This window comes from Variovorax gossypii (assembly GCF_003965815.1).
Lineage (GTDB): Bacteria > Pseudomonadota > Gammaproteobacteria > Burkholderiales > Burkholderiaceae_C > Variovorax > Variovorax gossypii.
The window spans coordinates 252,052-277,894 of record NZ_RXOE01000007.1 but is presented as its reverse complement, the minus strand read 5'-3'; the positions used below and the strand labels follow the sequence as shown (position 1 = coordinate 277,894).

Genomic DNA, 25,843 nt, shown 5'->3' with positions numbered 1-25,843 from the left:
TAGCATTCCCCCGAAGACTTCCAACTGCTGCGATAGCGCAAGCAGCGCGGCGACGCGGAGAGTCGCGCGACCGGCGCAGGGAGCCATCGAAAGCACCAGAGAGCGGACTCAAGCCGAAGCACCATGCCCAAAGGAATCCCCAATCCCGCAGCCATGTATGGCATCTACCCTCGCAGCTGGGGCTACGAGGTGTCGATCGTGCGAAACGGCACGCGCTACTTCAAGCAGTTCGGCCGCGCCAGCTACGGCGGCGACCAGCAGGCGCTGCGCCAGGCGCAGGACTGGCGCGACGGCGTGGTGCGCAGCGTGCCGCCGGTCCCCCGGCGCGACCGGGCCGAGAAGCTTCGGATCAACAACACGACAGGCGTGTCGGGCGTGTTCTGCCAGGTCGCCCCGGGCGGCAAGGTGAGGGCCTGGGTCGCCAAGACCTACATCGGGCAGGACGAGATCCTGCGCACCGACTTCCCCGTGAACACGATGGGCGAGGCGGCGCAGACGCTGGCCATCGAGGAGCGCGCGCGCCAGCTCGACCGCATGGACGGGCTGGCCAAGCTGCACCCGGCCGAGGAGGCGATCCGCACGAGCCCGCCGGCCTTTGCGCCGGAGCAGCTGTCGAACAAGCGCTCGAAGTCGGAGATCAAGCGCAGCACCAATTCGAGCGGCGTCAGCGGCGTGCACTTCAAGGCGCCGAACCCGGGCCATCCGGGCTACTGGCTGGCCATCACGTACACCGCCGGCAAGGGCAGCGTGAGCAAGGCCTTCTCCATCAAGGAGCACGGGGCCGAGAAGGCGAAGCTGCTGGCGATCGAGGAGCGCGAACGCCAGCTCGAGCAGAAGCTGGTGCACATGCAGCAGGCCGCGGCCGGCGCGCTCTCGATTCCCTACCTGCAGGAGCCCCGCCAGGGTGCTCGCCCGCACGGCCTGGCCGCCGGGGCAAGGCCGCAGCAGTGAACACGCGATTCGCAGGGGCCGGCCCCGTTCGCACGGCGGCCGGCGGATGCTCGCGTGCCCGGGTCGATGATATTTTTTCAGGCGCGGCCGCACGCGCCGATTTGCCTTTGTGCTTCGGCCAAAATAGCCGCGAAATTCGCGCGCCAAAGAGCAGCGGGCAAGTCGGGGAGCCCATCGGAATCAGCAGCGCTGAGTACGAAAGTAGCAGCATCAAGTCGAGAATGCCCAAAGGTATCCCGAACCCGGCAGCCATGTACGGCATCTACTCCAGGTCCTGGGGGTTCGAAGTTTCCATCGTCCGCAACGGCGTTCGCCATCACAGGCTGTTCGGCAAGGCCAGCTACGGCGGCGCGGAGCAGGCGCTGCTTCACGCGCAGGACTGGCGCGACCACATCGTGCGCAGCGTGCCGCCGCAGACGCGCAGCGAGCGCGCCGAGAAGCAGCGGACCAACAACAGCACCGGCGTGACGGGCGTGTTCCACCATCTCGCACCGAACGGCCGGGTGCGCGCCTGGATGGCCAAGACCTACATCGCGCCCGACGAGATCCTGCGCACCGACTTCTCCGTGGCCGACCTGGGCGACGACGCGCAGGCGCTGGCGATCCAGGAGCGCGCTCGGCAGCTCGAGCGCATGACGGGGCTGGCACGCATCCATCCGGCCGAGGAGGCGATCCGCATGGGGCTGTCGGCCCATGCGGCGGGACCGCGCACGGCCAAGCGATCGAAGTCGGAGATCACCCGGCGCAACAACACCAGCGGCGTGAGCGGCGTGCACTTCAAGACGCCCAACCCCAGCCACCCCGGCTACTGGCTCGCCATCACCTACACCGCCGGCAAGGGCAGCGTGAGCAAGGCCTTCTCGGTGAAGACGCACGGCGCCGAGGCGGCCAAGAGCCTGGCCATCGCCGAGCGCGCGAGCCAGCTCGCCGACAAGCTGCGCACGGAAGAAGAAGCCCTGGCTGCCGGCAGGGAGGCCTCGCCGGCCCTGGGGCGCCAGTCGCGCGGGCGGGCCGCAACGGCCCCCGGCGCCAAGCGGAACAACGGATGAGTGAATTGCAAGGACGCAGCTTCGCGGAAGCGGCGAAGCCCGGAAGCGGTCGCCCGGACGGAGCGGGCCGCACATGACACACAGGCGGATCCACCAGCTGCTGCGAGTTGCCTCGCACCTGCTCGACCAGGCCGCGACGGACGTGCGCGGCACCGGGCTCGACCCCGTGGACGAGAACATCCAGCGCATCGGCCGCGCGCTGATCGAGGTGATCGAAGTGCAGCGGCAGATCTACGCCGCGCAGCCCGAACTGCAGCCGAAGACGCTGGCCGCCACCGCGCGCGAGCACGACGCCAACCGGCTCTTCACCCAGTTCACGCTCGAGGCTCTGGAGCTGGAAGACGCCGGCGACACCGAGGCGGCGCGCGAGAAGTACACGCAGTTCATCGGCCTGTCGCCCTCGTACCACCACCGCGAGATCGCGCGGGCGGAGATCCGGCGGCTGTCCTGAGCGGGCGCGGTCCGGGGCTCAGAGCGCCCTGGCGATCACTTCCTTCATGATCTCGTTGGTGCCGCCATAGATGCGCTGCACCCGCGCGTCGGCGTACATGCGCGCCACCATGTATTCGTTCATGAAGCCGTAGCCCCCGAAGAGCTGCAGGCACTCGTCGATCACGCGCCCCTGCGCCTCCGAGCCCCAGAGCTTGGCCATGGAGGCGGTGGCGGTGTCGAGCCTGCCGGCCACAAGGTCTTCGATGCAGCGGTCGATGAAGGCGCGGCCCACCTTGATCTGCGTGGCGATCTCGGCCAGCTTGAACTTGGTGTTCTGGAACTCGGCGATGGGCTTGCCGAAGGCCTTGCGGTCGCGCACGTAGTCGAGCGTGGCCTGGTAGGCGCCTTCCATGGTGGCGAGCGCGCTCAGGCCGATGATGGTGCGCTCGTAGGGCAGGTCGCTCATGAGCTGGAAGAAGCCCTGGCCCTCCACGCCGCCGAGCAGTGCGTCGGCCTGCACGCGCACGTCGTCGAAGAAGAGCTCGGAGGTGTCCTGCGCCTTCATGCCGATCTTGTCGAGCACGCGGCCCACGCGGAAGCCCTTGCAGCCCTCGGTCTCCACGATGAGGATCGACGTGCCCTTGGCACCCTGCGCGGGATCGGTCTTGCACACCACCAGCACCACGCCGGCCAGGAAGCCGTTGGTGATGAAGGTCTTGGAGCCGTTGACGACGTAGCCGCCGTCCTTCTTCTCGGCGCGGGTGCGCACGCCCTGCAGGTCGGAGCCCGCGCCGGGCTCGGTCATGGCGACCGCGCCCACCATCTCGCCGCGTGCCATGCGCGGCAGGTAGTTGCGCTTCTGCTCCTCGGTGCCGTGGTTGAGGAAATAGTGCGCGACGATGCTGTGCACCGAGGTCGCCATGCCGGTGAGCGCGCGGCGCGACATCTCCTCGTAGAACACGGCCTCGTGGCGGAAGTCGCCGCCGGCGCCGCCGTACTCCTCGGGGATGTCGGCGCACAGCAGGCCGAGCGCACCGGCCTTGCGCCACACCTCGTGGCCCACGTGGCCGCGCTTGCGGGCTTCCTCGTCGTGCGGCAGCACTTCGGTCTCGATGAAGCGCACCACGTTGTCGCGGTACAGCTCCAGGTCTTCGTCGCTCCACGAGCGGCGGAAATCGATTGCCATGATGTTGTCTTCCTTTGCTTTCTTTTGTGTCGCGTGCGCGGAGCTCAACCGACGCGCCGTTCCCTGCCGGCCCAGAAGGGCTCGCGCAGCTGGAACTTCTGCAGCTTGCCGGCCGCCGACAGCGGCAGCGCGTCGCGGAACTCCACGCTGCGCGGGCACTTGTAGCCGGCGATGTGCTCGCGGCAGTGGGCGATGACGGCCTCGGCCTCCAGCGCCATGCCCTCGCGCCGCACGATCACCGCGTGCACGCGTTCGCCCCACTTGTCGTCGGGCACGCCGATCACCGCTGACATCAGCACCTGCGGCATCTGCGCGATGGCGTTCTCGACCTCGGCCGAATACACGTTCTCGCCGCCGCTCACGATCATGTCCTTCATGCGGTCGACCACGAACACGAAGCCCTGGTCGTCCATGTAGCCGCCGTCGCCGGTGTGCATCCACCCGCCGCGCAGCGCGGCCTCGGTTTCCCTGGGCTTGTTCCAGTAGCCCTTCATGACCATCGGGCCGCGCGCGACGATCTCGCCGACCTGGCCCGGCGGCACCTCCCTGTCTTCGCCGTCGACGATGCGTATCTCGGCAATGGGCACCGGCGTTCCCGCCGAGCGCAGCAGTCGGTCGCGATCGGGGCCCGGCTGGTGGCAATGCGGCGACAGCGCGGCGACCACGGGCGAGAGCTCCGTCATGCCGTAGACCTGCGCGAAGGCGGCCTTCGGGATCGCGCGCATCGCCTGGTCGAGCAGCGCGGCGTCGATGGGCGCCGCGCCGTAGAACAGCAGCCGCAGGCTCGACAGGTCGAACTCGGCGAAGCGCGGGTGCTCGATCACGCGCTTGATCATGGTCGGCACCATGAACATCTCGGTGATGCGCGCGGACTGCACGGCCTGCAGCACCGCCAGCTCGTCGAACATGGGCAGCACGTGCATGGGCATCAACCGCAGCAGGTTCTGGATGGAGGCGCCGCAGCCCGCCACATGGAACATGGGCGCCGCGACGAGCGACACCGCGTTCTGCGCATCGCGCGGCAGTGCCGCGACCGTGCTCAGCGCGTTGATGCAGAGGCTGCCGTGCGTGAGCATCACGCCCTTGGGCTGCCCGGTGGTGCCGCCGGTGTACATGATGGCTGCGAGCTCGTCGGTGCCGTGCGGCGCGTCTTCCGCTGGCTCGGCCTTGGCCAGCAGCGCCTCGTAGCCCACCATGCCCTCGGGCACCGCGCCGTCGCCGCAATAGACCACCGTGCGCAGCGACGCCGAGAGCTGGCGCAGCGCCGGCACCATCGGCACGAACAGGTCGTCGACCAGCAGGATGCGGGTGTCGCAGTCGTCCAGCGAGTAGGCGACCTCCTTCGGGTTCCAGCGGATGTTGACCGGGTTGATGACGCCGCCGCCCCACCAGGTGCCGAAGAAGTATTCGACGAAGCGGTGCGAGTTGAGGCTCAGCATGCCGACGCGGTCGCCGCTCGCCATGCCGAACTGCTTCAGCACGGTGGCCAGGCGCGCGACGCGGTCGGTGAAAGTCGCGAAATCGAGGCTGGTGCCGCCGCAGACGATGGCGATGGCCTTCGCCTTCTCGCGGCGGCCCTTGTGCAGGGGTTGGGTGAGGAACACGAGGTTGTCTCCTTCAGGCACTGCCAAGAGGCGCAAGAGGCGCGATCGCATCCGCCGCCACGCCCCAGCGGCGCAGCACGGCAGGGCCGTCGTCGCGCGCGGTCGCCTGCGGCAGCACCGGCGCGGTGCGGCTGAAGCGCGGCGCGGGCGCGGGCTGCACCACGCCGCCCACGTTGGCGAAGGTGCCGCGCGCCACGTTGTGCGGGTGCTCCGGGGCCTCGTCCCAGTCGAGCACGGGCGCGAAGCAGGCGTCGCTGCCTTCGAGCAGCACGCACCACTCGTCGCGCGTGCGCGTGCGGAACACGTCGGCCATGCGCAGCTTGAGCAGCGGCCAGCGGTCGGCGTCCATCTGCGCGTCGAAGGCGGTGTCGTCGGCGATGCCGCAGCGCTCGCGCAGCAGCGCGTAGAACTGCGGCTCGATGGCGCCCACCGCCACGTACTTGCCGTCGGCGCAGGCGTAGGTGTCGTAGAAGTGCGCGCCACCGTCGAGCATGTTCTCGCCGCGCTGGTTGCTCCATTGCCCCGCCGATTTGAAGCCGTACATCATGGCCGACAGCAGCGCCGCGCCGTCGGTCATGGCGGCATCGACCACCTGGCCCTGGCCGGAGTTCTTCGCCTCGTGCAACGCGGCCAGGATGCCGAAGGCCAACAGCATCGCGCCGCCGCCGAAGTCGCCCACGTAGTTCAGCGGCGGCACCGGCGGTTCGCCCGCGCGGCCGATGGCGTGCAGCGCGCCGCTGATGGCGATGTAGTTGATGTCGTGCCCCGCAGCGTGCGCGAGCGGGCCGTGCTGGCCCCAGCCGGTCATGCGGCCGTACACCAGCCGCGGGTTGCGTGCGTGGCATTCGGCGGGGCCCAGCCCCAGCCGCTCCATCACGCCGGGGCGGAAGCCCTCGACGAGCACGTCGGCCTTGGCGATGGCGTCGAGCACGGACTGCGCCGCGCCTTCCGCGCGCAGGTCGACCTGCAGCGTGCTGCGTCCGCGCGCGAGGATGTCGTGCGGCGCGGTGCGCGTGCCGGGGCGCTCGATGCGGATCACCTCCGCGCCCATGTCGGCGAACAGCATCGCGCAGAACGGGCCGGGGCCGATGCCCGCCATCTCGATCACCCGAAGGCCTTGCAGTGGACCTGCCATGGTCTGTCTCCTGTGTGTGGAGACATCTTGGCGCCGGCCCCACGGCGCCGCATCGTCGAAAGCGACGAATGCGCTACGCCTGCGCCAGCACCAGGGCGGCGCGCAGCTTCGCGACGCGGCGCAGGTGCCAGGACGGCGGGCCGAACTGGCCCTCGATGAGCGTGGCGCGGCGCACGTAGTGCCCGACTGCCAGCTCCTCCGTCATGCCCATGCCGCCATGCAGCTGCACCGCGCCCTGCCCGACCGCCTTGCATGCCTTGGCGGCAGCCACCTTGGCGGACGAGACGGCACGCGCACGTTCGCCGCTCGATGCGTCGTCGATGATTTCACCCACGCTGGCGGTGAGCGCCGCGGCCTGCTCCAGCGCCATGTGCATGTCGGCCAGGCGGTGCTGCAGCACCTGGAAGCTGGCAATCGGCACGCCGAACTGCTTGCGCTGGCGCACGTAGTCGAGCGTGTCGCGCATCAGGCGACGCATGACGCCGACGGACTCGGCGCAGACGGCGAGCGTGGCCTCGTCGAGCGCCTGTTCGATCTTCGGCAGTGCGCCGCCCTCCTCGCCCAGCAATGCGTCGGCCGGCAGGCGCACGTTGTCGAAGACGATGTCGGCGGCGCGGCCGCCGTCGCGCGTCGGGTAGGCGCGCAGGCGCAGGCCGGGCGTGTTCTTCGGGACGACGAACAGCGAGAGGCCGGCGCTGCCGATCGCGCTCACGAGCAGGTGGCTGGCCCATGGCGCTGCGTGCACCACGGCCTTGCGGCCGCTCAGGCGGAAGGAGCCGTCGGCATCGCGCACGAATTCGGTCTGCACGTCGGCGCGGTCGTGCCTGCTCTGCGGCTCGCCGTGCGCGAACGCGAGCACGGCCTCGCCCGCGACCACGCGCCCCAGCAGCGCGTCGGCCTGTGCGCCGGGGTTGCGCTGCAGCAGGCCTGCGCCGATGACCATCGTCGACAGGTACGGCTCGGCGGCGAGCGCGCCGCCCAGCGTCTCCATCAGCGCGAGGTGCGCGGCCATGCCGCCGCCGAGGCCGCCCGCCGACTCGGGCAGGGCCGCGCCCAGCAGGTCGAGTTCGGTGGCGAGGCCGCGCCAGAACGGCGGTGGTGCGTCGTCGGCCTTGCGCAGCGCGTACAGGCGTTGCTCGAAGCCGTGGTTGTCGTCGAGGTAGCGCGCGAGGCTGTCGCGCAGCATCGCCAGGGTGTCGTCGCGTTCGGTGGTGGCTGTCGTCATCGAAGAGCCTCAGTTCGCCAGCAGGTGGGCCGCGACGATGTTGCGCTGCACCTCGTTGGAGCCCGCGTAGATCGACGCCGCGCGGTCGTTGAGGTAGGCCGACATGGAGAACACGGCGTCCTCGGGAATGGGCAGCTCGCCGCGCTGAAGACTGTCGTCCAGTGGCAGGTCGGCCGCGGCGTAGTGGGCGGCGATTTCCACGCCGAGTTCGGTCAGTCGCTGGCGCAGCTCGGAGCCCAGCACCTTGCCCATCGACGGGCGTATGCCGTGCGGCTCGCCGCGGGCCTGCGCGCGCAGCGATTGCAGTTCGGTGGCCTCGAGCGCGTCGATGGCGCATTCAGCCTCGGCGAGGCGCAGGGCCATGTCGTCGGCCTCGTGCGCGTCGTGCGCCGCGGCCGCGAAAGCCGCATCGGCCGCCGCCTGCAGCCGGCGCAGGCGGGCGCGCAGCATCGGCGCCCACGCGCCGCCGCGCTCGTGCTGCAGCAGGTACTTGGCGATGGTCCAGCCCTGGTTCTCCTCGCCGATGAGCCCCTCGGCCGGCACGCGCACGTCGTCGAAGAACACCTGGTTGAGCTCGTGGTCGCCCGAGATGCTGATGATCGGCCGGATGGTGATGCCCGGCGCCGGGATGTCGAAGCACAGGAAGCTGATGCCCTGCTGCGGCTTGCCGCCCGACGTGGTACGCACCAGGCAGAACATTCGGTTGGCGTACTGCGCGTGGGTGGTCCAGATCTTGGTGCCGTTGATGACGTAGTCGGATCCGTCGCGCACGGCCTTGCACTGCAGCGATGCCAGGTCGGAGCCCGACTGCGGCTCGGAATAGCCCTGGCACCAGTAGTCCTCGCCCGAGCGGATGCCGGGCAGCCACGCGCGCTTCTGCGCCTCGGTGCCGAAGGCGATGATCACCGGCGCCACCATGCCCGGGCCCATGGGCGCGCGCGGCGGAGCGTCGGCTGCCGCCAGCTCGGCCGAGAAGATGTAGTGCTGCATCGGCGACCAGCCGGTGCCGCCGTGCTCCACCGGCCAGTGCGGAACGCTCCAGCCGCGCTTCGCGAGGATGCGGTGCCAGCGGTTGCCGAATTCGTGGTCGCTGAAGATGCCGGAGCTGCGCCGGCCGGCGGCGCGCAGCTCGGGCGTCAGCTCGCGCGCGAGAAAGTCTCTGACCTCGTCGCGGAACGCGGCCTCCGCGGTCGTGAGTGCCCAGGCCATGATGTTGGTCGTCTCCTGTCGGAATGCTCCGCCCGAGTGTGATGCCGGCGGGGCCGGCCGGCATCGTCGGATCGGACGAACGTGGCGGTGCGCGTCGTGCGCCGCCGGAACTCACGGATTTCCGTAGACCTTTGTTTTCATTCGGGATAGTCCGATACGGCGGGGCACCGGTTCCTGCTTCAATCGCCCCCGGGGAGTTGTTCCGGGCGGCAGAGAAGAAAGCGCCGCCCCCGAAGGAGCATTGCAGTGAGCACTGTCATTCCCGGCTTTTCGCACAGCAGCGTCGAGCGCCTGTGCGACTACGAGTTGCCGGAACAGCCTGACGCCACGCTTTCCCGGAATCCACCGGAACCCGACGGCCCCGAGAACCTCGCGCTGGCCTGGTGGCTGTGGATGGACGAGTTGGGCAAGAGCATGTTCAGGCACTACGACACCTGGCGCGAGCAGCTCGAGCACGCGACGAAGCCGAACGACCGCGACCGCAAGGGCTGACCCCGGCAGCCCTGCTTCTCTTCTCGAGTCAGGCCGCGACGACCTCGCGCTGCGGCGTCGCCTTCGACGGCACGGGCATGTGCTGTGCCCACTCGATGATTTCCAGCCTGCCGTCGGCATGCTCGGCCAGCGCCGTCAGGCTCTCGACCCAGTCGCCGTCGTTGCAGTAGAGGATGCCGTCGATGTCGCGCATCTCGGCATGGTGGATGTGGCCGCAGACCACGCCCTGCGCACCCCGGTTGCGCGCCTCGCGGGCCACGGCCTTCTCGAAGTCGCCCACGTAGCTCACGGCCCGCTTGACCTTGCCCTTGAGGTACTTGGAAAGCGACCAGTAGGGCAGCCCCATGCGCGCGCGCAGCGAGTTGAGGTGGCGGTTGAGCTTGAGCGTGAATTCGTAGAGCGAGTCGCCCACGTAGGCCAACCACTTGGCGCACTGGATCACGCCGTCGAACAGATCGCCGTGGATGATCCAGAGCTTGCGGCCGTCGGCCGTCTCGTGGATCCATTCCTCGGCCACGTCGATGCCGCCGAAGTTGTGGTGCAGGTACTTGCGGGCGAACTCGTCGTGGTTGCCCGGGATGAAGATCACGCGCGTGCCCTTGCGCGCCTTGCGCAGCAGCTTCTGGATCACGTCGTTGTGCGCCTGCGGCCAGTACCAGTGCCGCTTGAGTTGCCAGCCGTCGATGATGTCGCCGACCAGGAACAGCGTCTCGCACTCGGTGTGCTTGAGGAAGTCGAGCAGGGCCCGGGCCTGGCAGCCGGGCGTGCCCAGGTGCAGGTCGGAGATCCAGAGGGTTCGGAATTGCAGTGGTGGACGCGCGCGGTCGTCGTCCTCCGGGTCGAGGGCCCGGACCGCGGTGTCGCGCCATGCGCGAAGGAAAGCGTCGTCGCGTTGCATGGCCCGGTAGGCTCCCACCGCCGGGTGACCATACGATGGCGCCCCCGTGACATCCCGATGACTTGTGGGGCTGTGGCAACGCCACAATCGCGCGATGCGTCCTGGCCAGATCATCGTTCTCGCAACCCCCGTCTTCTTCCTGCTGATCGCGATCGAATTCGCGGTCGGCCGTGTCCGCGCCCGCCGCGGCGCCGGGCAGGACACCTACCGCCTCGCCGACACCGTGAACAGCATCGGCCTGGGCATGCTGAGCCAGGTCAGCGCGGTGCTCACCGGGCTGCTGCGCATCGGCATCTACACGGCCGTGTATTCGGCGGTGGCGCTCTTTCCCCAGGAGGCCGCGAAGGAGTTCTGGACCACCTGGTACGGCTGGCTGCTCGCCCTGCTGTTCTACGACTTCTGCTACTACTGGCTGCACCGCATGGGCCACGAGTCGGCCGTGCTGTGGGCGGCGCACGTGGTGCATCACCAGAGCCAGCACTACAACCTGTCGACCGCGCTGCGGCAGACCTCCAGCGGCGCGCTGCTGGGCTGGATCTTCTATCTGCCGATGGCGGTGGCGGGCGTGCCGCCGCTGGTGTTCGGCGTGGTGGCGCTGATCGACCTGCTCTACCAGTTCTGGGTGCACACCGAGCAGGTGGGCAAGCTGGGCTGGTTCGACCGCTGGTTCTGCTCGCCGTCGAACCACCGCGTGCACCACGCGGTGAACGACAGCTACCTCGACCGCAACTACGGCGGCATCCTGATCGTGTGGGATCGCATGTTCGGCAGCTTCCGCGAGGAGGACGAGCGCTGCGTCTACGGCACGCGCGGCGAGCTGCGCAGCTGGGACCCGCTGTGGGCCAACGCCGAGGTGTACTGGGCGCTGGCGAAAGACTCATGGCACGCGCGCAGCTGGGCCGACAAGCTGCGCGTGTGGATCAAGCCGCCCGGCTGGCGGCCGGCCGACGTGGCGGCGCGTTTTCCGAAGCCGGCCTTCGACATCGCCCGTGTGACGCGCTACGAGCCGGCGGTGAGTGCGGGCGTGCAATGGTTCGCGGGCATTCAATTCCTGTTGCTGATCGGGTTCGCGGTGGTCTTCCTGTGGTTCTCCGACCAGATGCCGCTGGCGAAGTCCGCCGTGTGGCTGGCCGCGCTGACGGCCATGCTGTGGGCCATCGGCGGCGTGCTGCAGGGGCGCTTGACCGTCACCGAGGTGCTACTGGTCGAGGCGGCCGCCCTGGCCACGGCCAGCGCGGCACTGGGCATCGGCTGGCTGCACCACCTCTTCAAGCCGCTGGCGCTGTCGATCGCGATCTTCTTCGCGGCCCGGCGGGCGATGGCCGCCGGCGCCGTGACCGGCTTCGACGGCCTGCTGCTGGCCGGCCTGGTCGCCTCGCTGGCGGGCGACGTGCTGCTGATGGGGCCGGACAGGATGTTCGTTCCCGGCCTCGTGTGCTTCCTGCTGGCCCACCTCGCCTACATCGCGCTGTTCCGCATCGGCGTCGGCATGTTTCCGCGCCGCGGGGTATTGGCGGCGACGCTGCTGATCGGCGCCGGCATGTACGCCTTTCTCTGGCAGGGCGGACTGCCCGCGGCCCTGCGGATTCCGGTCGGCGCCTATGTGGTGGTGATCGCCTGCATGGCTGCGCAGGCCATCGGGCGCGCCACCGTGCTGAAGGATTCGGACTCGTCCCCAGCCTGGGTCGCGGTAGGTGCCTGCTTCTTCATGCTCAGCGACTCGCTGCTCGCCACCAACCAGTTCGTGATGCCGCTGCCGCTGGCGCCGCTGTGGGTGCTGGCTACCTACTACGCGGCTCAGATATTGATCGTGCGCCACGCGCGCGCCAAGGTCGCCTGACTTTGGCTTGCGCCTTCCCCCAGCGGGGGAAGGAGCCAAACTAGTCGGCGCAGCGCTGGATTTCCACCGTGGAGTGGCGGATTTCCTCGTGCATCGAGAAGCACGCCCGCACCTCGTCGGCCGTGAGCGTCGGCGAGTGCGTCACCACGGTGAGCGCGCAGGCGTATGCGTCGCGGCCCACGCGCCACACGTGCAGGTCGGCCACGCGGGTCTCGGAGTCGGCCAGCATGGTCTCGACGCCTTCGCGGATTTCCTGCGTGACCGGGTGATCCATCTCGCGGTCGAGCAGCACCTTGCCGGTTTCCTTCAGCAGCCCCTTGGCCCAGACCGCCACCAGCACCGCGCCGACGATGCCCATCGCCGGGTCGAGCCAGGCCCAGCCGTAGAACCAGCCGCCCAGCAGCGCCGCGATGGCGAGCACCGAGGTCGCGGCGTCGGCCACGACGTGCAGGTAGGCCGAGCGCAGGTTCAGGTCGTGGCCATGCCCATGGTCGTGGTGATCGTGGTGGTCGTGCGCATGGCCGTGGTCATGCCCGTGGTGATGATGCGCCCCACCCAGCAGCCGTGCGCAGACCAGGTTGACCACCAGCCCCAGCACCGCCACCGTGATGGCTTCGGGATAGTGGATGGCCGCCGGCGACCACAGCCGCTCCAGCGAGCCGAACACCATCAGCGCCGCCACGCCCAGCAGCGCCAGTGCGCTCGCAAAGCCGCCGAGCACCTCGATCTTCCAGGTGCCGAAGGCGAAGCGCGGGTCGCGCGCATAGCGGCGCGCGGCCGCGTAGGCGAAAGCGCTCAGGCCGATGGCCAGCGCGTGCGAGCTCATGTGCCAGCCGTCTGCCAGCAGCGCCATCGAGTTGAACCACCAGCCGGCACCGATCTCGACGACCATCATCGCGAAGGTGATCCACATCACGAGGCGCGTGCTGCGCTCCGCGGAAGAGGTGTCTGCGCCGAAATGGTGGTCGTGCTGCCAGGCGCTCAGGTCGTGGGTATGCATGGGGAATCAGGCTCCAAAGAGATCGGGACCGTCGGCGCGGCCGGAAGGCGGGGCCACGCCGAGGTGGCGGTACGCGGCCAGCGTGGCGATGCGCCCGCGCGGCGTGCGCTGCAGGTAGCCCTGCTGGATGAGGTACGGCTCGATCACGTCCTCGATGGTGTCGCGCTCCTCGCCGATGCTGGCGGCCACGTTGTCCAGGCCGACCGGGCCGCCGTCGAAGCGGTGGATGACGGCCTCGAGCAGCTTGCGGTCCATCAGGTCGAAGCCCTGCGGGTCGACGTCGAGCATGGCCAGCGCCCGGTGCGCGATGTCTTCGGTGATGCGGCCATTGCCCTTGACCTCGGCATAGTCGCGCACCCGGCGCAGCAGGCGGTTGGCGATGCGGGGCGTGCCGCGCGAGCGGCGGGCGATCTCGAAGCCGCCGGCCTCGTCGGCCTCCACCTTGAGCAGGCCTGCGCTGCGGCGCACGATCAGCGCGAGCTCCTGGGGCGTGTAGAACTCCAGCCGCGCGACGATGCCGAAACGGTCGCGCAGCGGGTTGGTCAGCATGCCGGCGCGGGTGGTGGCGCCCACCAGCGTGAAGGGCTGCAGGTCGAGCTTGATGCTGCGCGCCGCGGGGCCCTCGCCGATCATGATGTCGATCTGGTAGTCCTCCAGCGCGGGGTACAGGATTTCCTCGACGACCGGGCTCAGGCGGTGGATCTCGTCGATGAAGAGCACGTCGTTCGGCTCCAGGTTGGTCAGCAGCGCCGCCAGGTCCTTGGGCTTCTCGAGCACGGGGCCGGAGGTCTGGCGCAGGTTGACGCCCAGCTCGGCCGCGACGATGTGCGACAGCGTGGTCTTGCCCAGGCCCGGCGGGCCGAACAGCAGGACGTGGTCGAGCGCCTCCTTCCGCTTGCGCGCGGCGCCGATGAAGATCTCGAGCTGCTCGCGCACCTTGGCCTGGCCGACGTACTCGTCGAGCAGCTTGGGGCGCAGGGCCCGTTCGATCGCCTCCTCGTTGGGAGAGGCCGGGGCGGCGGACACCACGCGTTGGGGGGCGGGCGCGAAGTCGTCAGTCTGGATGGTCATTGCGGAGGGGTCTTCGCCGGGGAGTTTAGTACCTGCCACACACTGGCAGAATGCTTCGGCCATATAACGAACGAGGGGAAGCCAGCACGTGTCGATCTACGAACTGAAGCCGCGTTTCCAGGCACTGCTGCGGCCGCTGGTGGTCCGCCTGCATGCGATGGGCGTCACGGCCAACCAGGTCACGCTGGCGGCATGCGTGGTTTCGGTCGCGCTCGGGCTCTGGCTCTTCTTCGCGGCGCCCTCGCTTGCGGCCTTCGGGTTCATCCCACTGTGGATGTTCCTGCGCATGGCCTTCAACGCCATCGACGGCATGCTGGCGCGCGAGCACAACCAGCAAAGCAGGCTGGGCGCCTTCCTCAACGAACTGACCGACGTGGTCTCCGACGCGGCGCTGTACCTGCCCTTCGCGCTGGTGCAGCCCTTCGGCGGCTTCTGGGTCGGCACGGTGATCGTGCTGGCCGGGCTGAGCGAATTCGCCGGCGCGCTGGGCCCCACCGTGGGCGCCTCGCGCCGCTACGACGGCCCGCTGGGCAAGAGCGACCGGGCCTTCGTGTTCGGCGCGCTAGGCCTCTACGTGGCGCTGGGCGGGCCGCTGCCGGGTTGGACGGCCTGGCTGATGCCGCTGCTGGCCGCGCTCGTGGCCTGGACCATCGTCAACCGCATCCGCCGGGCACTGGCGGAGGCCGACACCAATTCCACAGGGACTCAATGACAAATACGACTTCTCGCATCGCCGAAGAACTCCACTTCCAGACGCACGACGGCGAATCGCTGTTCTACCGCCGCTGGCCCGCCACGGGCGCGGCGCGGCGCGGCGCCGTGCTGCTGTTCCACCGCGGCCACGAGCACGGCGCGCGCATGGCGCACCTGGTCGACGAACTCGACCTGCCCGACTTCGACTTCTACGCCTGGGACGCCCGCGGCCACGGCCGCTCGCCCGGCCAGCGCGGCTACAGCCCCAGCTTCGGCACCTCGGTGCGCGACGTGCAGACCTTCGTGCAGCACATCGGCGCCGTCCACGGCGTGCCCGAGCAGGACATCCACGTGGTCGCGCAGAGCGTGGGCGCGGTGCTGATCGCCACCTGGGCGCACGACTACGCGCCCAAGGTGCGCGGCCTCACGCTCGCATCGCCGGCCTTCAAGGTCAAGCTCTACGTGCCCTTCGCGCGGCCCGGCCTGGCATTGATGCACAAGCTGCGCGGGCTTTTCTTCGTCAACAGCTACGTGAAGGCGAAGTTCCTCACGCACGACCCCGAGCGCATCGCCAGCTACGAGAGCGATCCGCTCATCAGCCGGCCCATCGCGGTGAACATCCTGCTGGGCCTGTACGAGGCGGCCGACCGCGTGGTGGCCGATGCCAACGCGATCACGCTGCCTGTGCAGCTGCTCATCTCGGGCGCCGACTGGGTGGTGCACCACAAGCCACAGCACCAGTTCTTCGAGCGACTGGGCAGCGCGGTGAAGACCAAGACCGAGCTGCCGGGCTTCTTCCACGACACGCTGGGCGAGAAGGACCGCGCGCCGGCCGTGGCGCAGATCCGCGAATTCATCCTCCAGCGCTTCGACGAACCCGCCGTGCCGGTCGACCGCCGCGAGGCGCACCTGAGCGGCGACACGGCCGACGAATCGCGCGCGCTGGCCGAGCCGCTCTCGCCCCTGTCGCCGCGCGGCGCCTATTGGGCCATGACGCGCGCCGGGCTGAAGCTGGGCGGCACGATGTCCGAGGGCATCAAGCTCGGCCACGAAACCGGCTTCGACTCGGGCAGCACGCTCGACTACGTCTACCGCAACCATCCGCAGGGCAGCTCGTGCATCGGCCGCTCGATCGACAAGACCTACCTCGAGTCGATCGGCTGGCGCGGCATCCGCCAGCGCAAGATCCACGTCGAGGAGCTGCTGCGCATCGCGATGGAGCGGCTGGCCGAAATGCACCGCGAGGTGCGCCTGATGGACATCGCCGCCGGCCACGGCCGCTACGTGCTCGACGCGGTGCTGGCGAGCCCCGTCAAGGCCAGCTCGATCCTGCTGCGCGACTACAGCGACATCAACGTGCGCGACGGCCGCGCGCTCATCGCCGAGAAAGGCCTGGAAGACGTCGCGCGGTTCGTGCAGGCCGACGCCTTCGACCGCATGAGCCTCGCCAGCGTCACGCCGCGGCCGACGCTGGCCGTGGTGTCGGGCCTGTACGAGCTCTTCCCCGACAACGAGATGGTTCGCCGCTCGCTCGCGGGCGTGGGCGACGCGGTGGAAGACCGCGGCTACCTGGTCTACACCGGCCAGCCATGGCATCCGCAGCTCGAGATGATCGCGCGCGCCCTCACCAGCCACCGCCAGGGCGAAGCCTGGGTGATGCGCCGCCGCACCCAGTACGAAATGGACCAGCTGGTGGAGGAAGCGGGCTTTCGCAAGATCGACCAGCGGGTGGACGAATGGGGCATCTTCACGGTGTCGCTGGCGGTGCGCACCGAGCGATGAGCGCAGCGGCACGCAGCACCGAGGCCCCGCAATGAGCGCCCCGCTGGCACGACGGCCATGGAAGCGCGCCGCCGCCTGGCTGGTGTTCCTGGGGCCGTTGTTCTACGCGACCTACGGCTTCGCCAACTGGTGGGCCACCACGCGCGCCGACGTGCCCTCGATGGCCTTCGAGTGGGAGCGGCAGGTGCCGTTCTGGCCGTGGACCATCTTCCCGTACTGGACGATCAACGTCTTCTACGCGCTGTCGCTATTCCTCGCGCGCAGCAGGCACACGCTCGACCGGCATGCGCTGCGGCTGGTGACGGCCACGCTGGTCGCCTGCACCTGCTTCATCCTCTGGCCGCTGCACTTCAGCTTCGGACAGCCGCCGGTCGACGGGGCACCGGCCTTCCTGTTCAACGCGCTGCGCGGCTTCGACCAGCCCTTCAACCAGGCGCCCTCGCTGCACATCGCACTGGCGGTGATCCTCTGGGACTGGTACCGGCAGTTCATCCGGCCGCTGTGGGCGCGGCTGGTGCTGCACCTGTGGGCCTTCGCCATCTGCGCCTCGGTGCTCACGACCTGGCAGCACCACTTCATCGACATTCCTACCGGCGCGCTGCTCGGCCTGTTCTGCGTGTGGCTGTGGCCGCTGGAGCGCGTGGTGTCGATGCCACGCGCATGGCGCACCGCCAGTGATGCGCAGCGCTGGAAGCTGGCGAGTTTCTACGCCGTGGGCGCGGCGCTGTTCCTGGCGGCCGCGCTGTACGGCGGCGGCATCGCGCTGTGGCTCGCATGGCCGGCCGCCTCGCTCGCGCTGGTGGCGCTGAACTACGCCGGCTTCGGCGCGCGCGGCTTCCAGATGAACGGCCGCGGCCGCATGGGCTGGGCCGCACGCTGGATGCTGGCGCCCTACCGGCTCGGCGCAGCCGTCAATGCCTGGCTCTGGACCCGCAAGCTCCCGGCCTCGGTCGAGGTGGTGCCGGGCCTTCGGCTGGGCCGCCGGCCGACGCACGCCGAATGGCTGGCCGCCGGGCGGCCCCGGCTGGTGAGCCTGTGCGCCGAGCTGCAGATGCCTGCCGGCGTGCCGCATGCGCGCTGCGTGCCGGTGCTCGACCTGACGGTGCCGCCCACCGTGCGCCTGCAGCGCGCGGCCGCCGTCATCGAAGGCCAGCGCAGGAGCGCGGACGGTGCCACAGTGTGGGTCTGCTGCGCGCTCGGCTTCTCGCGCAGCGCGGCGGCGGTGATCGCCTGGCTGGGCCGCTACGGGGCGGCCGGCGGCGTTGCCCAGGCCGAGGACACGGTGCGCCGGGCGCGGCCGCAGATCGTGCTGCGGGACGCCTGGCGGATGTCGCTGGAGCCGATCAAGCCCTTGCAGGAGGTGCCGCGCCATGACCGATGACAACGACAGAACCACCTGCGCCGCGCTCGCGGCGCTGCTGCGCGCGATGGCGCTGCTGGCCCTCTGGGGCTTCGCGCTCACCTGCATCTCGGCGCTGGTGCTCGCGCTGACGCTGCGCTCGCTCTCGACCACCGCCACCATGGGCTTCGGCGCGGTCGTCATCCTCGGCGCGCTGGAGCGCTACTTCGCTTTCCGGCTGCGCTTCGACGAGGCGCTGTTCGACGGCCTGGCGCGCAACACCGTCGCCTCGCTCGACGCCCTCGACCGCTCGCTCGCCTCCCTCGGGCTGCGCGAGCCGCCGCCCTCGCAGCACGCTCCCCGCCCGCTGGACGACCGCGTGCAGGGCACCCGTCAGCTCATGCAGCGCCACGCCATCGTGGTGGCCTGCCAGAGCGCCATGTTCCTACTTGCCTTGATGACACAGGACATCTCTTGAACGCAGAAGAAGAAAACAAGAACAAGGACGAAAAGCCCGAAAGCACCGTGCTGCGGCGCGGCCTCGCCATCGTGGCGGGCAAGCTCATCATCGGTGCGGCCGGGCTGCTGACCGGGGTGCGCGCCATCTGGTCGGGCTCCACGCCGAAGGCCGAGCAGACGCTGTACTTCGCCAACCACACGAGCCACGGCGACTTCGTGCTGCTGTGGGCCACCCTGCCGCCCGACCTGCGCGCGCTCACGCGCCCGGTGGCCGGACAGGACTACTGGATGGCCTCGAAGACGCGGCAGTTCATCGGCATCGACGTGTTCAACGCGCTGATGATCCGCCGCGACGGCTCGGGCCAGGGCGAGAACCCGGTCGAGCAGATGAAGCAGGCGCTGGACGCCGGCGACTCGCTCATCATGTTCCCCGAGGGCACGCGCAACACCGGCGACGAGATCCTGCTGCCCTTGAAGAGCGGCCTCTTCCACCTGGCGCGCGCCTGTCCCAACGTGCGGCTGGTGCCGGTGTGGATCGAGAACCTCAAGCGCGTGCTGCCCAAGGGCACGCTGGTGCCGATCCCGCTGGCCTGCACGGTGCGCTACGGCGCGCCGATCTCGCTGGCCGAGGGCGAGGACAAGAACAGCTTCATCGCCCGGGCCCGCGCCGCCATGCTCGACCTGAGGCCCGAGTACGACCGCATCGACGAGAACGGCACGGCCGGCAGCCAGAACAACAACGGAGGGACCGCCGCATGATCGAGCTTTCTCCCTTCGCATGGACCACGCTCAAGCTCTTCGGCGGCGTGGCCGGCGTGCTGGTGCTGGCCTCGGCCATCGGCGCGCTGCTCAAGTGGCGGGTGGCGCACGGCCAGCCGCATTCGGTGATCGACAACCTCAACTCGCGCGTCAACGCATGGTGGGTGATGGTGGCGGTGATCGGCATCGCCTTCGCCTTCGGCAAGGGCGGCGTGATCGTGCTGTTCTACCTGATCTCGTTCTATGCGCTGCGCGAGTTCATCAGCCTGGCCTACACGCGGCGCGGCGACCATGCGCCGATCGCGCTTGCCTTCTACCTCGCGCTGCCGGGCCAGTACTTCCTGATCTGGATCGACTGGTATGGGCTCTACGCCATCTACATCCCGGTCTACGCCTTCCTGCTGCTGCCCATCCTGGCGGCGGTGAGCGGCGACACGCGGCGCTTCCTGGAACGCACCTCGAAGATCCAGTGGGGGCTGATGGTTTGCGTGTTCTGCATCAGCCACGTACCCGCGCTGCTCACGCTGCAGATTCCGGGCTTCGAGGGCCGCAACCTGCTGCTGATCGCCTTCCTGGTGATCGTGGTGCAGGGCAGCGACGTGCTGCAGTACGTGTGGGGCAAGCTCTTCGGCAAGCGCAAGGTGGCGCCCGAGCTGTCGCCCTCCAAGACCTGGGAAGGCCTGATCGGCGGCGTGGCGAGCGCCACCGCGCTGGGCGCGGCGCTGTACTGGGCCACGCCCTTCAACCCGTGGCAGGCGGCGCTGATGGCGCTCACCATCTGCCTCATGGGTTTCTTCGGCGGCCTCGTGATGTCGGCCATCAAGCGCGACCGCGGCGTGAAGGACTGGGGTTCGATGATCGAAGGCCACGGCGGCATGCTCGACCGGCTCGATTCGGTGATCTTCGCGGCGCCTATCTACTTCCACGCGCTGCGCTACTGGTGGGTGCCATGAGCAAGACAGAAGAGCGCGTCGTGCACGACACGCCCGTCGAATGCACCAATGCCGCCTCGTGGGCGCGCTGGCTCAAGCGCCACCACGCCAGCGCCGCCGGCGTGTGGCTTCGCATCGCGAAGAAGGACAGCGGCATCGCCTCCATCGACTACGCCGGGGCTCTCGAAGAAGCGCTGTGCTGGGGCTGGATCGACGGCCAGCGCAAGAGCGACGACGCGCAGTACTTCCAGCAGCGCTTCACGCCGCGCACCAAGCGCAGCATCTGGTCGCAGATCAACCGCGCCAAGGTGCTGAAGCTCCTCGAGGAAGGCCGCATGCAGCCGGCCGGCCATGCCGAGATCGAACGCGCGAAGGCCGACGGCCGCTGGGACGCGGCCTACGAGGGCGTCGCCGCGGCCACCGTGCCGCCCGACCTGCAGGCCGCGCTCGACGCCGACAAGAAAGCCGCGAAGTTCTTCGCCACGCTAGATTCGCGCAACCGCTTCGCGATTCTGTTCCGTACCCAGAGCGCGAAGAAGCCCGAGACCCGCGCGCGCCGCATCGCGCAGTTCGTGGAAATGCTGGCCAAGGGCGAGAAGATCCACACCTGAGCGTCTTGCTCAGGTGCCGGCGGCGATGCGCGCCAGCCGCTCGGCATCGACGATGCGGATGCGCTTGTAGCGCATGTCGATGGCGCCCTCTTCCACCAGGCGCCCCAGTTCCTTGTTGATGGTCTGGCGCGACAGCCCGAGCATGGCCGCCAGGTCGTTCTGCGACAGGCGCACCAGCGGGCCGGCATCGTCGCCTTCTCCCGCGCCCGGCCCCTGCCCGTTGTAGAAGTGGACCAGGCTCATCAGCGTCGCGGCCACGCGCCCGTGGATCGAGTTGAGCATCTGGTTCTGCAGCAGCACGATGCTCAGCCGCTGGCGCTGCAGGCCCAGCTTGGCCACGTCGCGCCACAGCACCGGCTCGGCGTCGAGCACCGCGATCACGGCGTCGCTGGGCAGGTGGATGATCACCGAGTCTTCGTGCGCGTGGTAGTCATAGGGCAGCGGCACGTCTTCCAGCAGGCGCACCAGCGGCGCCACCTGCCCCGGCCCCAGCAGCGCGTTGACGTACTTGCGCCCGTGGGTGCTCATGCTGCTGATCTCGAGGCATCCCGACACCACCACCAGCAGCTCGCGCCGGCTGCGGTCGTGCGCCAGCACCTGCGTGCGCCGGCTGTAGCGCTCCATGCGCGCCGACTTCATGAGCTCGGTGCGGCGCGCGTCGGGCCAGCGCGAGAACAGCTCGTTCCAGCGCAGCGCGCGCTCGATGAGCGCGGTGCTTTCTTCTGCGTTCCGAGGGGTTGAGCGGGGCGATCGGGTCAGCGGGTTCTCCCTGCCGTGATGTTCATGAATCTGTCAAAGCGTTGACAGATTCGGGAGTCCGTCATTTCTATCGTAAGCACCGGACATCCACAAGCACACAAGCGGCACCGACATGCATCACCGGCATGCGGCAAGCCCTACCGGAGACATACGACACATGAAGAAGACAGCAGCCGCCGGCCTCGCGCTGGCGGCCTACTCCTCGCTCACGCTGGCGCAGAGCAGCGTGACGATCTACGGCACGGTCGACCTCTACATGGCCTTCGCCAAGTCGGGCAACACGTCGTCGAAGCGGCTGGAAGACGGCGGCCAGACGGCCTCGCGCCTGGGCTTTCGCGGCACCGAAGACCTCGGCGGCGGGCTCAGCGCGCACTTCACGCTGGAGAGCGGCTTCGCGCCCGACACCGGCAACGGCACGCTGCCCGGGCCGGCCATGTCGTTCAGCCGGCAGTCCTTCGTCGGCCTGTCGGGGCCGTGGGGGCAGATCGACGCGGGCCGCATGTACACGCCGATGTTCTACACGCTGTTCAAGGCCGACCCGTACGGCGTGAACTCGGTGTTCTCGCCGATCAACCTGGTGGCGGCCACCGACGCGCAGCCGGGGCTCACGCCTTTCGCCGCGCGTGCCAGCAACATGATTCGCTACCGTACGCCGGCCAGCAGCGATTTCTTCGCGGACATCGCCTACGCACCTGGCGAATCGAGCGCGCCCAGCCACCAGAGCGGCAACTTCTACGGCGGCAGCCTGGGCTGGTCGCGCAAGCCCTATTACATCGCCTATGCGTTCCAGCGCGCGCGCTCCGGCTCGGCCGCGGCGCCCGTGGCCGAGCCGGCCACCACCACCTACCAGGCGCTGAGCGGCGCGTACGAGCTGCCGGACATCGGGCTGCAGTTCTATGCCAACTACGTGCGCAACACATCGAGCCTGCCGCGCGTGCCCGCCGCGAAGCTCGCGAGCCTGGGCGTCACCTACAACGTGACGCCCGCCTCGAACCTGATGTTCGAGGCCATGCAGCGCAAGGTGGACGACACCGGCCGCTCGCAACTCGCCTGGACGCTGGGCTACGACTACTACCTGAGCAAGCGCACCGTGCTGTACGCGCGCTGGCTGCGCCTGCTCAACCGCAACGGCGCCTCGGCCTCGCTCGCGACCATCACGGTCGCACCCGACAGCGGCAACGGCGTGCGCGTGCTCGCCGCCGGCATCCGCCACAACTTCTGAAACCGCCTTCCCGCCTCGACTCATGGATTTCTTCAGCCCCCAGGCCGAATCGCTTTCGGCCCTGTTCGCGCCACGCTCCATCGCGGTGGTCGGCGCCTCGTCCAACCCGCAGAAGATCGGCGGCATCCCGGTCGACTATCAGCGCCGCTTCGGCTTCGACGGTGCGCTCTACCCGGTCAACCCCAACGCCGACCGCATCCAGGAGCTGCAGGCATGGCCCAGCCTGCGCGCCATCGGCCAGCCGGTGGACCTGGCCGTGCTCGCAGTGCCCGCCGCGCTGGTCGACGGCGCGCTCGACGACGCCATCGCCGCGAAGGTGAAGGGCGTGGTGCTGTTCTCGTCGGGCTTCGCAGAGACCGGCGCCGAGGGCACCGCCGCGCAGGCACGGCTCGGCGACAAGGCGCGCGCGGCCGGCGTGCGGCTCATCGGCCCGAACTGCCTGGGCTTCATGAACATCGCCCGCAATGTCTACGCGACCTTCTCGCCCGCGCCCGGCGTGGGCCGGGTGGCGGCGGGGCGCATCGGGCTGGTGAGCCAGTCGGGCGCGTTCGGCGCGTACGCCTACTCGATGGCGCGGGCCCGCGGCGTGGGCCTGTCGCTGTGGGCCACCACCGGCAACGAGGCCGACGTGCAGTTCGCCGACTGCCTGGCCTGGCTCGCGCAGGACCCGGCCACCGACGTGATCATGGGCTACATGGAAGGCTGCCGCGACGGCCCCCGGCTGCGCGCCGCGCTGGCCCTCGCGCAGGCGAACGGCAAGCCGGTGGTGATGGTCAAGGTCGGCAGCACGGCGCTGGGCGCGCAGGCCGCCGCCTCGCACACGGCCGCGCTGGCGGGCGACGACGCGGTGTACGACGCGGTGTTTCGCCAGTACGGCGTGCTGCGCGCGCGCAACCTCACCGAGTTCTTCGACCTGGCGCACAGCGCGGCCGTGGCCGGCAGGCCGCGCGACCGCTCGATCGGGCTCTTCACGCTCTCGGGCGGCGTGGGCGCGCTGATGGCCGACGAAGCCTCAGCGCAGGGCCTCGACGTTCAGCCGCTGAGCGATGCAGCACAAGACACGCTGCGCAGCTGGGTGCCCTTCGCGGCGCCGCGCAACCCGGTCGACATCACGGGGCAGGTCACGAACGACATGAGCCTGCTGGAGCGCAGCGCGCGCGTGATGCTCGATGACCGCGGCTTCGCGTCGTGGATGGGCTTTCTCGCAGCCGCCGGTGCGTCGGACGCGTTCTGGCCGGTGCTGCGCGAGCTGGTGGGCTCGCTGCGCGCGGCGTATCCCGACACGCTGCTCGCCATCAGCACGCTGCTGGCGCCAGAGCGCCGCGCCGAGCTGGAGGCGATGCGCTGCCTTGTGTTCGCCGATCCGTCGGACGGCATCCGCACGATTGCCGCGCTCGCCGGGTTGAAGACCGGCGCGCCGCTTTCGACAGCCTCCGCTCCTGCGTCGAATCCGCTGAAGCTCGCCCCCGGCACCATGTCCGAGCCCGACGCGCTGGCGCTGCTCGCCGAAGCCGGCGTGCCCGTGGTCGAGCACTGCGTGGTGCGCAGCGCAGACGAGGCCGCTGCCGCCGCCGAAGCGATCGGCGACGCGGTGGTGGTGAAGATCGTGAGCGCGGACATCCCGCACAAGTCGGACGTCGGCGGCGTGGCGCTCGGCCTGCGCGGCGCGGCGCAGGCGCGCGCCGCCTTCGAGCGCACGCGCGACCACGCGCTCACCGCGCGGCCCGATGCGCGGCTCGACGGCGCGCTGGTGGCGCGCATGCTGGGCGGCGGCGTCGAATGCATCGCGGGCGTGCATCGCGACCCGGTGTTCGGGCCGGTGCTGATGTTCGGCCTGGGCGGCATTCACGTGGAGACGCTGCGCGACGTGTCGCTGCGCGCGTTGCCGATCACGCGCGACGACGCGCTGGCCATGGTGCGCGAACTGCGCGCCTTCGCGATCCTCGATGGGGCGCGCGGCCGTGCGCCGGTCGACCTCGATTCGATCGCCGATGCGCTGTGTGCGCTGGCCGGTTTTGCGCTGCGCGCCGGCGATTCGCTCGACAGCGCCGAGATCAACCCGCTGATCGCGCGGCCGCTGGCCGACGGCGGCTGCGTGGCGGTCGACGCATTGGTCGTCGGACGCGCCGGATGAACAACGACCGGAGACAGATCGCATGACGACATCGAAAAGACAACGCGCCCTGCTCGGCAGCATCGGCGCCGCCATCGCGCTCGCAGCAGGCAGCGCGCAGGCCGAAGCGCCCTTTCCGTCGAAGCCGCTGCGCATCATCGTGCAGTACCAGGCGGGCGGCTCCACCGACATCCTCGCGCGCATCGTGGCGGAGGGGCTGTCGAGGCGGCTGGGCCAGCCGGTGGTGGTCGAGAACCGCAGCGGCGCGGGCGGAATCATCGGCACCGACTACGTCGCCAAGAGCGCGCCCGACGGCTACACGCTGCTGCTGACGGTGCCGGGCCCGGTCACCGCGAACATGGTGCTCTACAGCAAGCTGCCCTACGACCCGCGCACCGACCTGCGCATGGTCTCGGACATCGCCACCACGCGCACCGTGCTGGCGGTTCACCCCTCGGTACCGGCCAAGGACTTCAAGAGCCTGATCGCCACCGTGAAGGCCGCGCCCGGCAAGTACACGATGGGCTCGTGGGGCCCGGGCACGCAGCCGCACCAGATCCAGGTCTACATGGACAAGACCTACGGCCTGCAGACGCTGCACGTGCCCTACAAGGGCGAAAGCCCGATGGCGGTGGACCTGATCAGCGGCGTCATCAACATGACCGTGGGCTCGGTCACCACGCTGCAGCCATACATCGCGGCCGGCAAGCTGCGACCGCTGGCGGTGGCCGGCCCGCGCCGCGCCAGGGCGCTGCCCGATGTGCCGACCTTCGCCGAGCAGGGCTACGCCGACGAGGTGTACGCGCTCACCGGGCCGACCTCGCTGATGGCACCGGCGAAGACGCCCGACGCGGTGATCGAACGGCTCGGGCGCGAAGTCAGCGCTGTGGTCCGCCAGCCGGAAGTGAGCCGGCGCATCGAGGAGCTGGGCGCCGAGCCGGTGGGCAACCTGCCGGCCGAGGCCACTGCCGCCTACAAGGCATTCCTTCCCGTGACGCTGCGGCTCACGCAGGCCACTGGCGTGAAGCTCGATTGAGCGCCGCGCCCATCCGCATTCCATGAACTCCAGCAAAGAGACATCC

Annotated in this window: 25 protein-coding genes; 16 read left to right on the top strand and 9 right to left on the bottom strand. The window is 69.7% G+C overall.

Features of this window, described 5'->3' with window-relative positions; all coding sequences use genetic code 11:
- Positions 1–123 precede the first annotated feature (123 nt).
- The 3 genes from EJP69_RS23570 to EJP69_RS23560 all read left to right on the top strand — a co-directional run bounded on the left by EJP69_RS23570 (position 124) and on the right by EJP69_RS23560 (position 2,451).
- A complete protein-coding gene (locus tag EJP69_RS23570; protein ID WP_240652274.1) occupies positions 124–951 on the top strand; it encodes an AP2 domain-containing protein in 828 nt (275 codons plus the stop codon).
- Between the two features lie 221 nt (positions 952–1,172).
- A complete protein-coding gene (locus EJP69_RS23565; RefSeq protein ID WP_126472690.1) occupies positions 1,173–2,000 on the top strand; it encodes an AP2 domain-containing protein in 828 nt (275 codons plus the stop codon).
- Positions 2,001–2,073: 73 nt separating this feature from the next.
- Positions 2,074–2,451 carry a hypothetical protein gene (locus tag EJP69_RS23560; protein ID WP_093205737.1) on the top strand — a complete coding sequence of 126 codons (378 nt, stop codon included), beginning with the start codon at positions 2,074–2,076 and terminating at the stop codon, positions 2,449–2,451.
- Positions 2,452–2,469: 18 nt separating this feature from the next.
- Here the strand turns inward: EJP69_RS23560 and EJP69_RS23555 are convergent, their stop codons facing one another.
- The 5 genes from EJP69_RS23555 to EJP69_RS23535 all read right to left on the bottom strand — a co-directional run bounded on the left by EJP69_RS23555 (position 2,470) and on the right by EJP69_RS23535 (position 8,791).
- The gene (locus EJP69_RS23555; protein WP_126472689.1) at positions 2,470–3,618 is read right to left on the bottom strand and encodes an acyl-CoA dehydrogenase family protein; all 1,149 of its coding nucleotides are present in this window, start codon (positions 3,616–3,618) and stop codon (positions 2,470–2,472) included.
- Positions 3,619–3,662: 44 nt separating this feature from the next.
- On the bottom strand, positions 3,663–5,222 hold the full coding sequence (locus EJP69_RS23550; RefSeq protein WP_240652273.1) for a long-chain-fatty-acid--CoA ligase: 1,560 nt from the start codon (positions 5,220–5,222) through the stop codon (positions 3,663–3,665).
- Positions 5,223–5,235: 13 nt separating this feature from the next.
- A complete protein-coding gene (locus tag EJP69_RS23545) occupies positions 5,236–6,357 on the bottom strand; it encodes a CaiB/BaiF CoA transferase family protein (RefSeq protein WP_093205743.1) in 1,122 nt (373 codons plus the stop codon).
- A 73-nt stretch (positions 6,358–6,430) separates the two neighbouring features.
- Positions 6,431–7,582, bottom strand: coding sequence for an acyl-CoA dehydrogenase family protein (locus EJP69_RS23540; RefSeq protein WP_126472687.1), 1,152 nt, complete (start codon positions 7,580–7,582; stop codon positions 6,431–6,433).
- 9 nt (positions 7,583–7,591) lie between these two features.
- Positions 7,592–8,791, bottom strand: coding sequence for an acyl-CoA dehydrogenase family protein (locus EJP69_RS23535; RefSeq protein ID WP_126472686.1), 1,200 nt, complete (start codon positions 8,789–8,791; stop codon positions 7,592–7,594).
- Positions 8,792–9,037: 246 nt separating this feature from the next.
- Here EJP69_RS23535 and EJP69_RS23530 point away from each other — a divergent pair, with 246 nt between their 5' ends.
- Positions 9,038–9,283 carry a hypothetical protein gene (locus EJP69_RS23530; protein WP_126472685.1) on the top strand — a complete coding sequence of 82 codons (246 nt, stop codon included), beginning with the start codon at positions 9,038–9,040 and terminating at the stop codon, positions 9,281–9,283.
- Positions 9,284–9,311: 28 nt separating this feature from the next.
- On the opposite strand, the gene EJP69_RS23525 is transcribed toward EJP69_RS23530, so the two are convergent.
- Positions 9,312–10,181, bottom strand: a complete 870-nt coding sequence (locus EJP69_RS23525; protein WP_093205753.1) for a UDP-2,3-diacylglucosamine diphosphatase — start codon at positions 10,179–10,181, stop codon at positions 9,312–9,314.
- 94 nt (positions 10,182–10,275) lie between these two features.
- On the opposite strand from EJP69_RS23525, the gene EJP69_RS23520 reads away from it, so the two are divergent.
- Positions 10,276–12,021: a lysoplasmalogenase family protein gene (locus tag EJP69_RS23520; RefSeq protein WP_126472684.1), complete on the top strand. Its 1,746-nt coding sequence runs from the start codon at positions 10,276–10,278 to the stop codon at positions 12,019–12,021.
- Between the two features lie 40 nt (positions 12,022–12,061).
- Here EJP69_RS23520 and dmeF read toward each other — a convergent pair whose 3' ends face one another.
- Together dmeF and ruvB are read right to left on the bottom strand one after the other, a co-directional pair.
- A complete protein-coding gene (dmeF, locus tag EJP69_RS23515; protein WP_126472683.1) occupies positions 12,062–13,021 on the bottom strand; it encodes a CDF family Co(II)/Ni(II) efflux transporter DmeF in 960 nt (319 codons plus the stop codon).
- Between the two features lie 6 nt (positions 13,022–13,027).
- Positions 13,028–14,092 (bottom strand): Holliday junction branch migration DNA helicase RuvB, encoded by a 1,065-nt coding sequence (gene ruvB, locus EJP69_RS23510; RefSeq protein WP_126472682.1) that lies wholly within the window; start codon positions 14,090–14,092, stop codon positions 13,028–13,030.
- An 88-nt stretch (positions 14,093–14,180) separates the two neighbouring features.
- Here ruvB and EJP69_RS23505 point away from each other — a divergent pair, with 88 nt between their 5' ends.
- From EJP69_RS23505 to EJP69_RS23475, 7 genes are read left to right on the top strand one after another with little or no spacing between them, the layout of a single operon-like run.
- On the top strand, positions 14,181–14,804 hold the full coding sequence (locus EJP69_RS23505) for a CDP-alcohol phosphatidyltransferase family protein (protein WP_126472681.1): 624 nt from the start codon (positions 14,181–14,183) through the stop codon (positions 14,802–14,804).
- Complete coding sequence (locus EJP69_RS23500) at positions 14,801–16,567, top strand: bifunctional alpha/beta hydrolase/class I SAM-dependent methyltransferase (protein ID WP_126472680.1); 1,767 nt, start codon at positions 14,801–14,803, stop codon at positions 16,565–16,567. The genes EJP69_RS23505 and EJP69_RS23500 overlap by 4 nt, the downstream gene beginning before the upstream one ends.
- Before the next feature lie 31 nt (positions 16,568–16,598).
- Entirely contained in the window at positions 16,599–17,948 is a 1,350-nt protein-coding gene (locus EJP69_RS23495) for a phosphatase PAP2/dual specificity phosphatase family protein (protein WP_126472679.1), read from the top strand.
- Positions 17,938–18,384: a hypothetical protein gene (locus EJP69_RS23490; protein ID WP_093205770.1), complete on the top strand. Its 447-nt coding sequence runs from the start codon at positions 17,938–17,940 to the stop codon at positions 18,382–18,384. Before EJP69_RS23495 ends, EJP69_RS23490 begins: the two co-directional genes overlap by 11 nt.
- 47 nt (positions 18,385–18,431) lie before the next feature.
- Positions 18,432–19,124, top strand: coding sequence for a lysophospholipid acyltransferase family protein (locus tag EJP69_RS23485; protein ID WP_093206037.1), 693 nt, complete (start codon positions 18,432–18,434; stop codon positions 19,122–19,124).
- A complete protein-coding gene (locus EJP69_RS23480; RefSeq protein WP_093205772.1) occupies positions 19,121–20,077 on the top strand; it encodes a phosphatidate cytidylyltransferase in 957 nt (318 codons plus the stop codon). Before EJP69_RS23485 ends, EJP69_RS23480 begins: the two co-directional genes overlap by 4 nt.
- On the top strand, positions 20,074–20,667 hold the full coding sequence (locus EJP69_RS23475) for a YdeI/OmpD-associated family protein (RefSeq protein WP_126472678.1): 594 nt from the start codon (positions 20,074–20,076) through the stop codon (positions 20,665–20,667). The genes EJP69_RS23480 and EJP69_RS23475 overlap by 4 nt, the downstream gene beginning before the upstream one ends.
- Positions 20,668–20,676: 9 nt before the next feature.
- Here the strand turns inward: EJP69_RS23475 and EJP69_RS23470 are convergent, their stop codons facing one another.
- A complete protein-coding gene (locus EJP69_RS23470) occupies positions 20,677–21,291 on the bottom strand; it encodes a Crp/Fnr family transcriptional regulator (RefSeq protein WP_093206039.1) in 615 nt (204 codons plus the stop codon).
- Here EJP69_RS23470 and EJP69_RS29565 point away from each other — a divergent pair.
- The 4 genes from EJP69_RS29565 (at position 21,290) to EJP69_RS23455 (ending at position 25,797) form a co-directional block, all read left to right on the top strand.
- Complete coding sequence (locus EJP69_RS29565; protein ID WP_170217215.1) at positions 21,290–21,445, top strand: hypothetical protein; 156 nt, start codon at positions 21,290–21,292, stop codon at positions 21,443–21,445. The genes EJP69_RS23470 and EJP69_RS29565 overlap by 2 nt on opposite strands.
- A gap of 138 nt (positions 21,446–21,583) precedes the next feature.
- Positions 21,584–22,648 carry a porin gene (locus EJP69_RS23465; RefSeq protein ID WP_126472677.1) on the top strand — a complete coding sequence of 355 codons (1,065 nt, stop codon included), beginning with the start codon at positions 21,584–21,586 and terminating at the stop codon, positions 22,646–22,648.
- Positions 22,649–22,670: 22 nt separating this feature from the next.
- Positions 22,671–24,782, top strand: a complete 2,112-nt coding sequence (locus EJP69_RS23460) for an acetate--CoA ligase family protein (protein WP_126472676.1) — start codon at positions 22,671–22,673, stop codon at positions 24,780–24,782.
- 22 nt (positions 24,783–24,804) lie between these two features.
- Positions 24,805–25,797 carry a Bug family tripartite tricarboxylate transporter substrate binding protein gene (locus tag EJP69_RS23455; RefSeq protein WP_126472675.1) on the top strand — a complete coding sequence of 331 codons (993 nt, stop codon included), beginning with the start codon at positions 24,805–24,807 and terminating at the stop codon, positions 25,795–25,797.
- Positions 25,798–25,843: the final 46 nt, after the last annotated feature.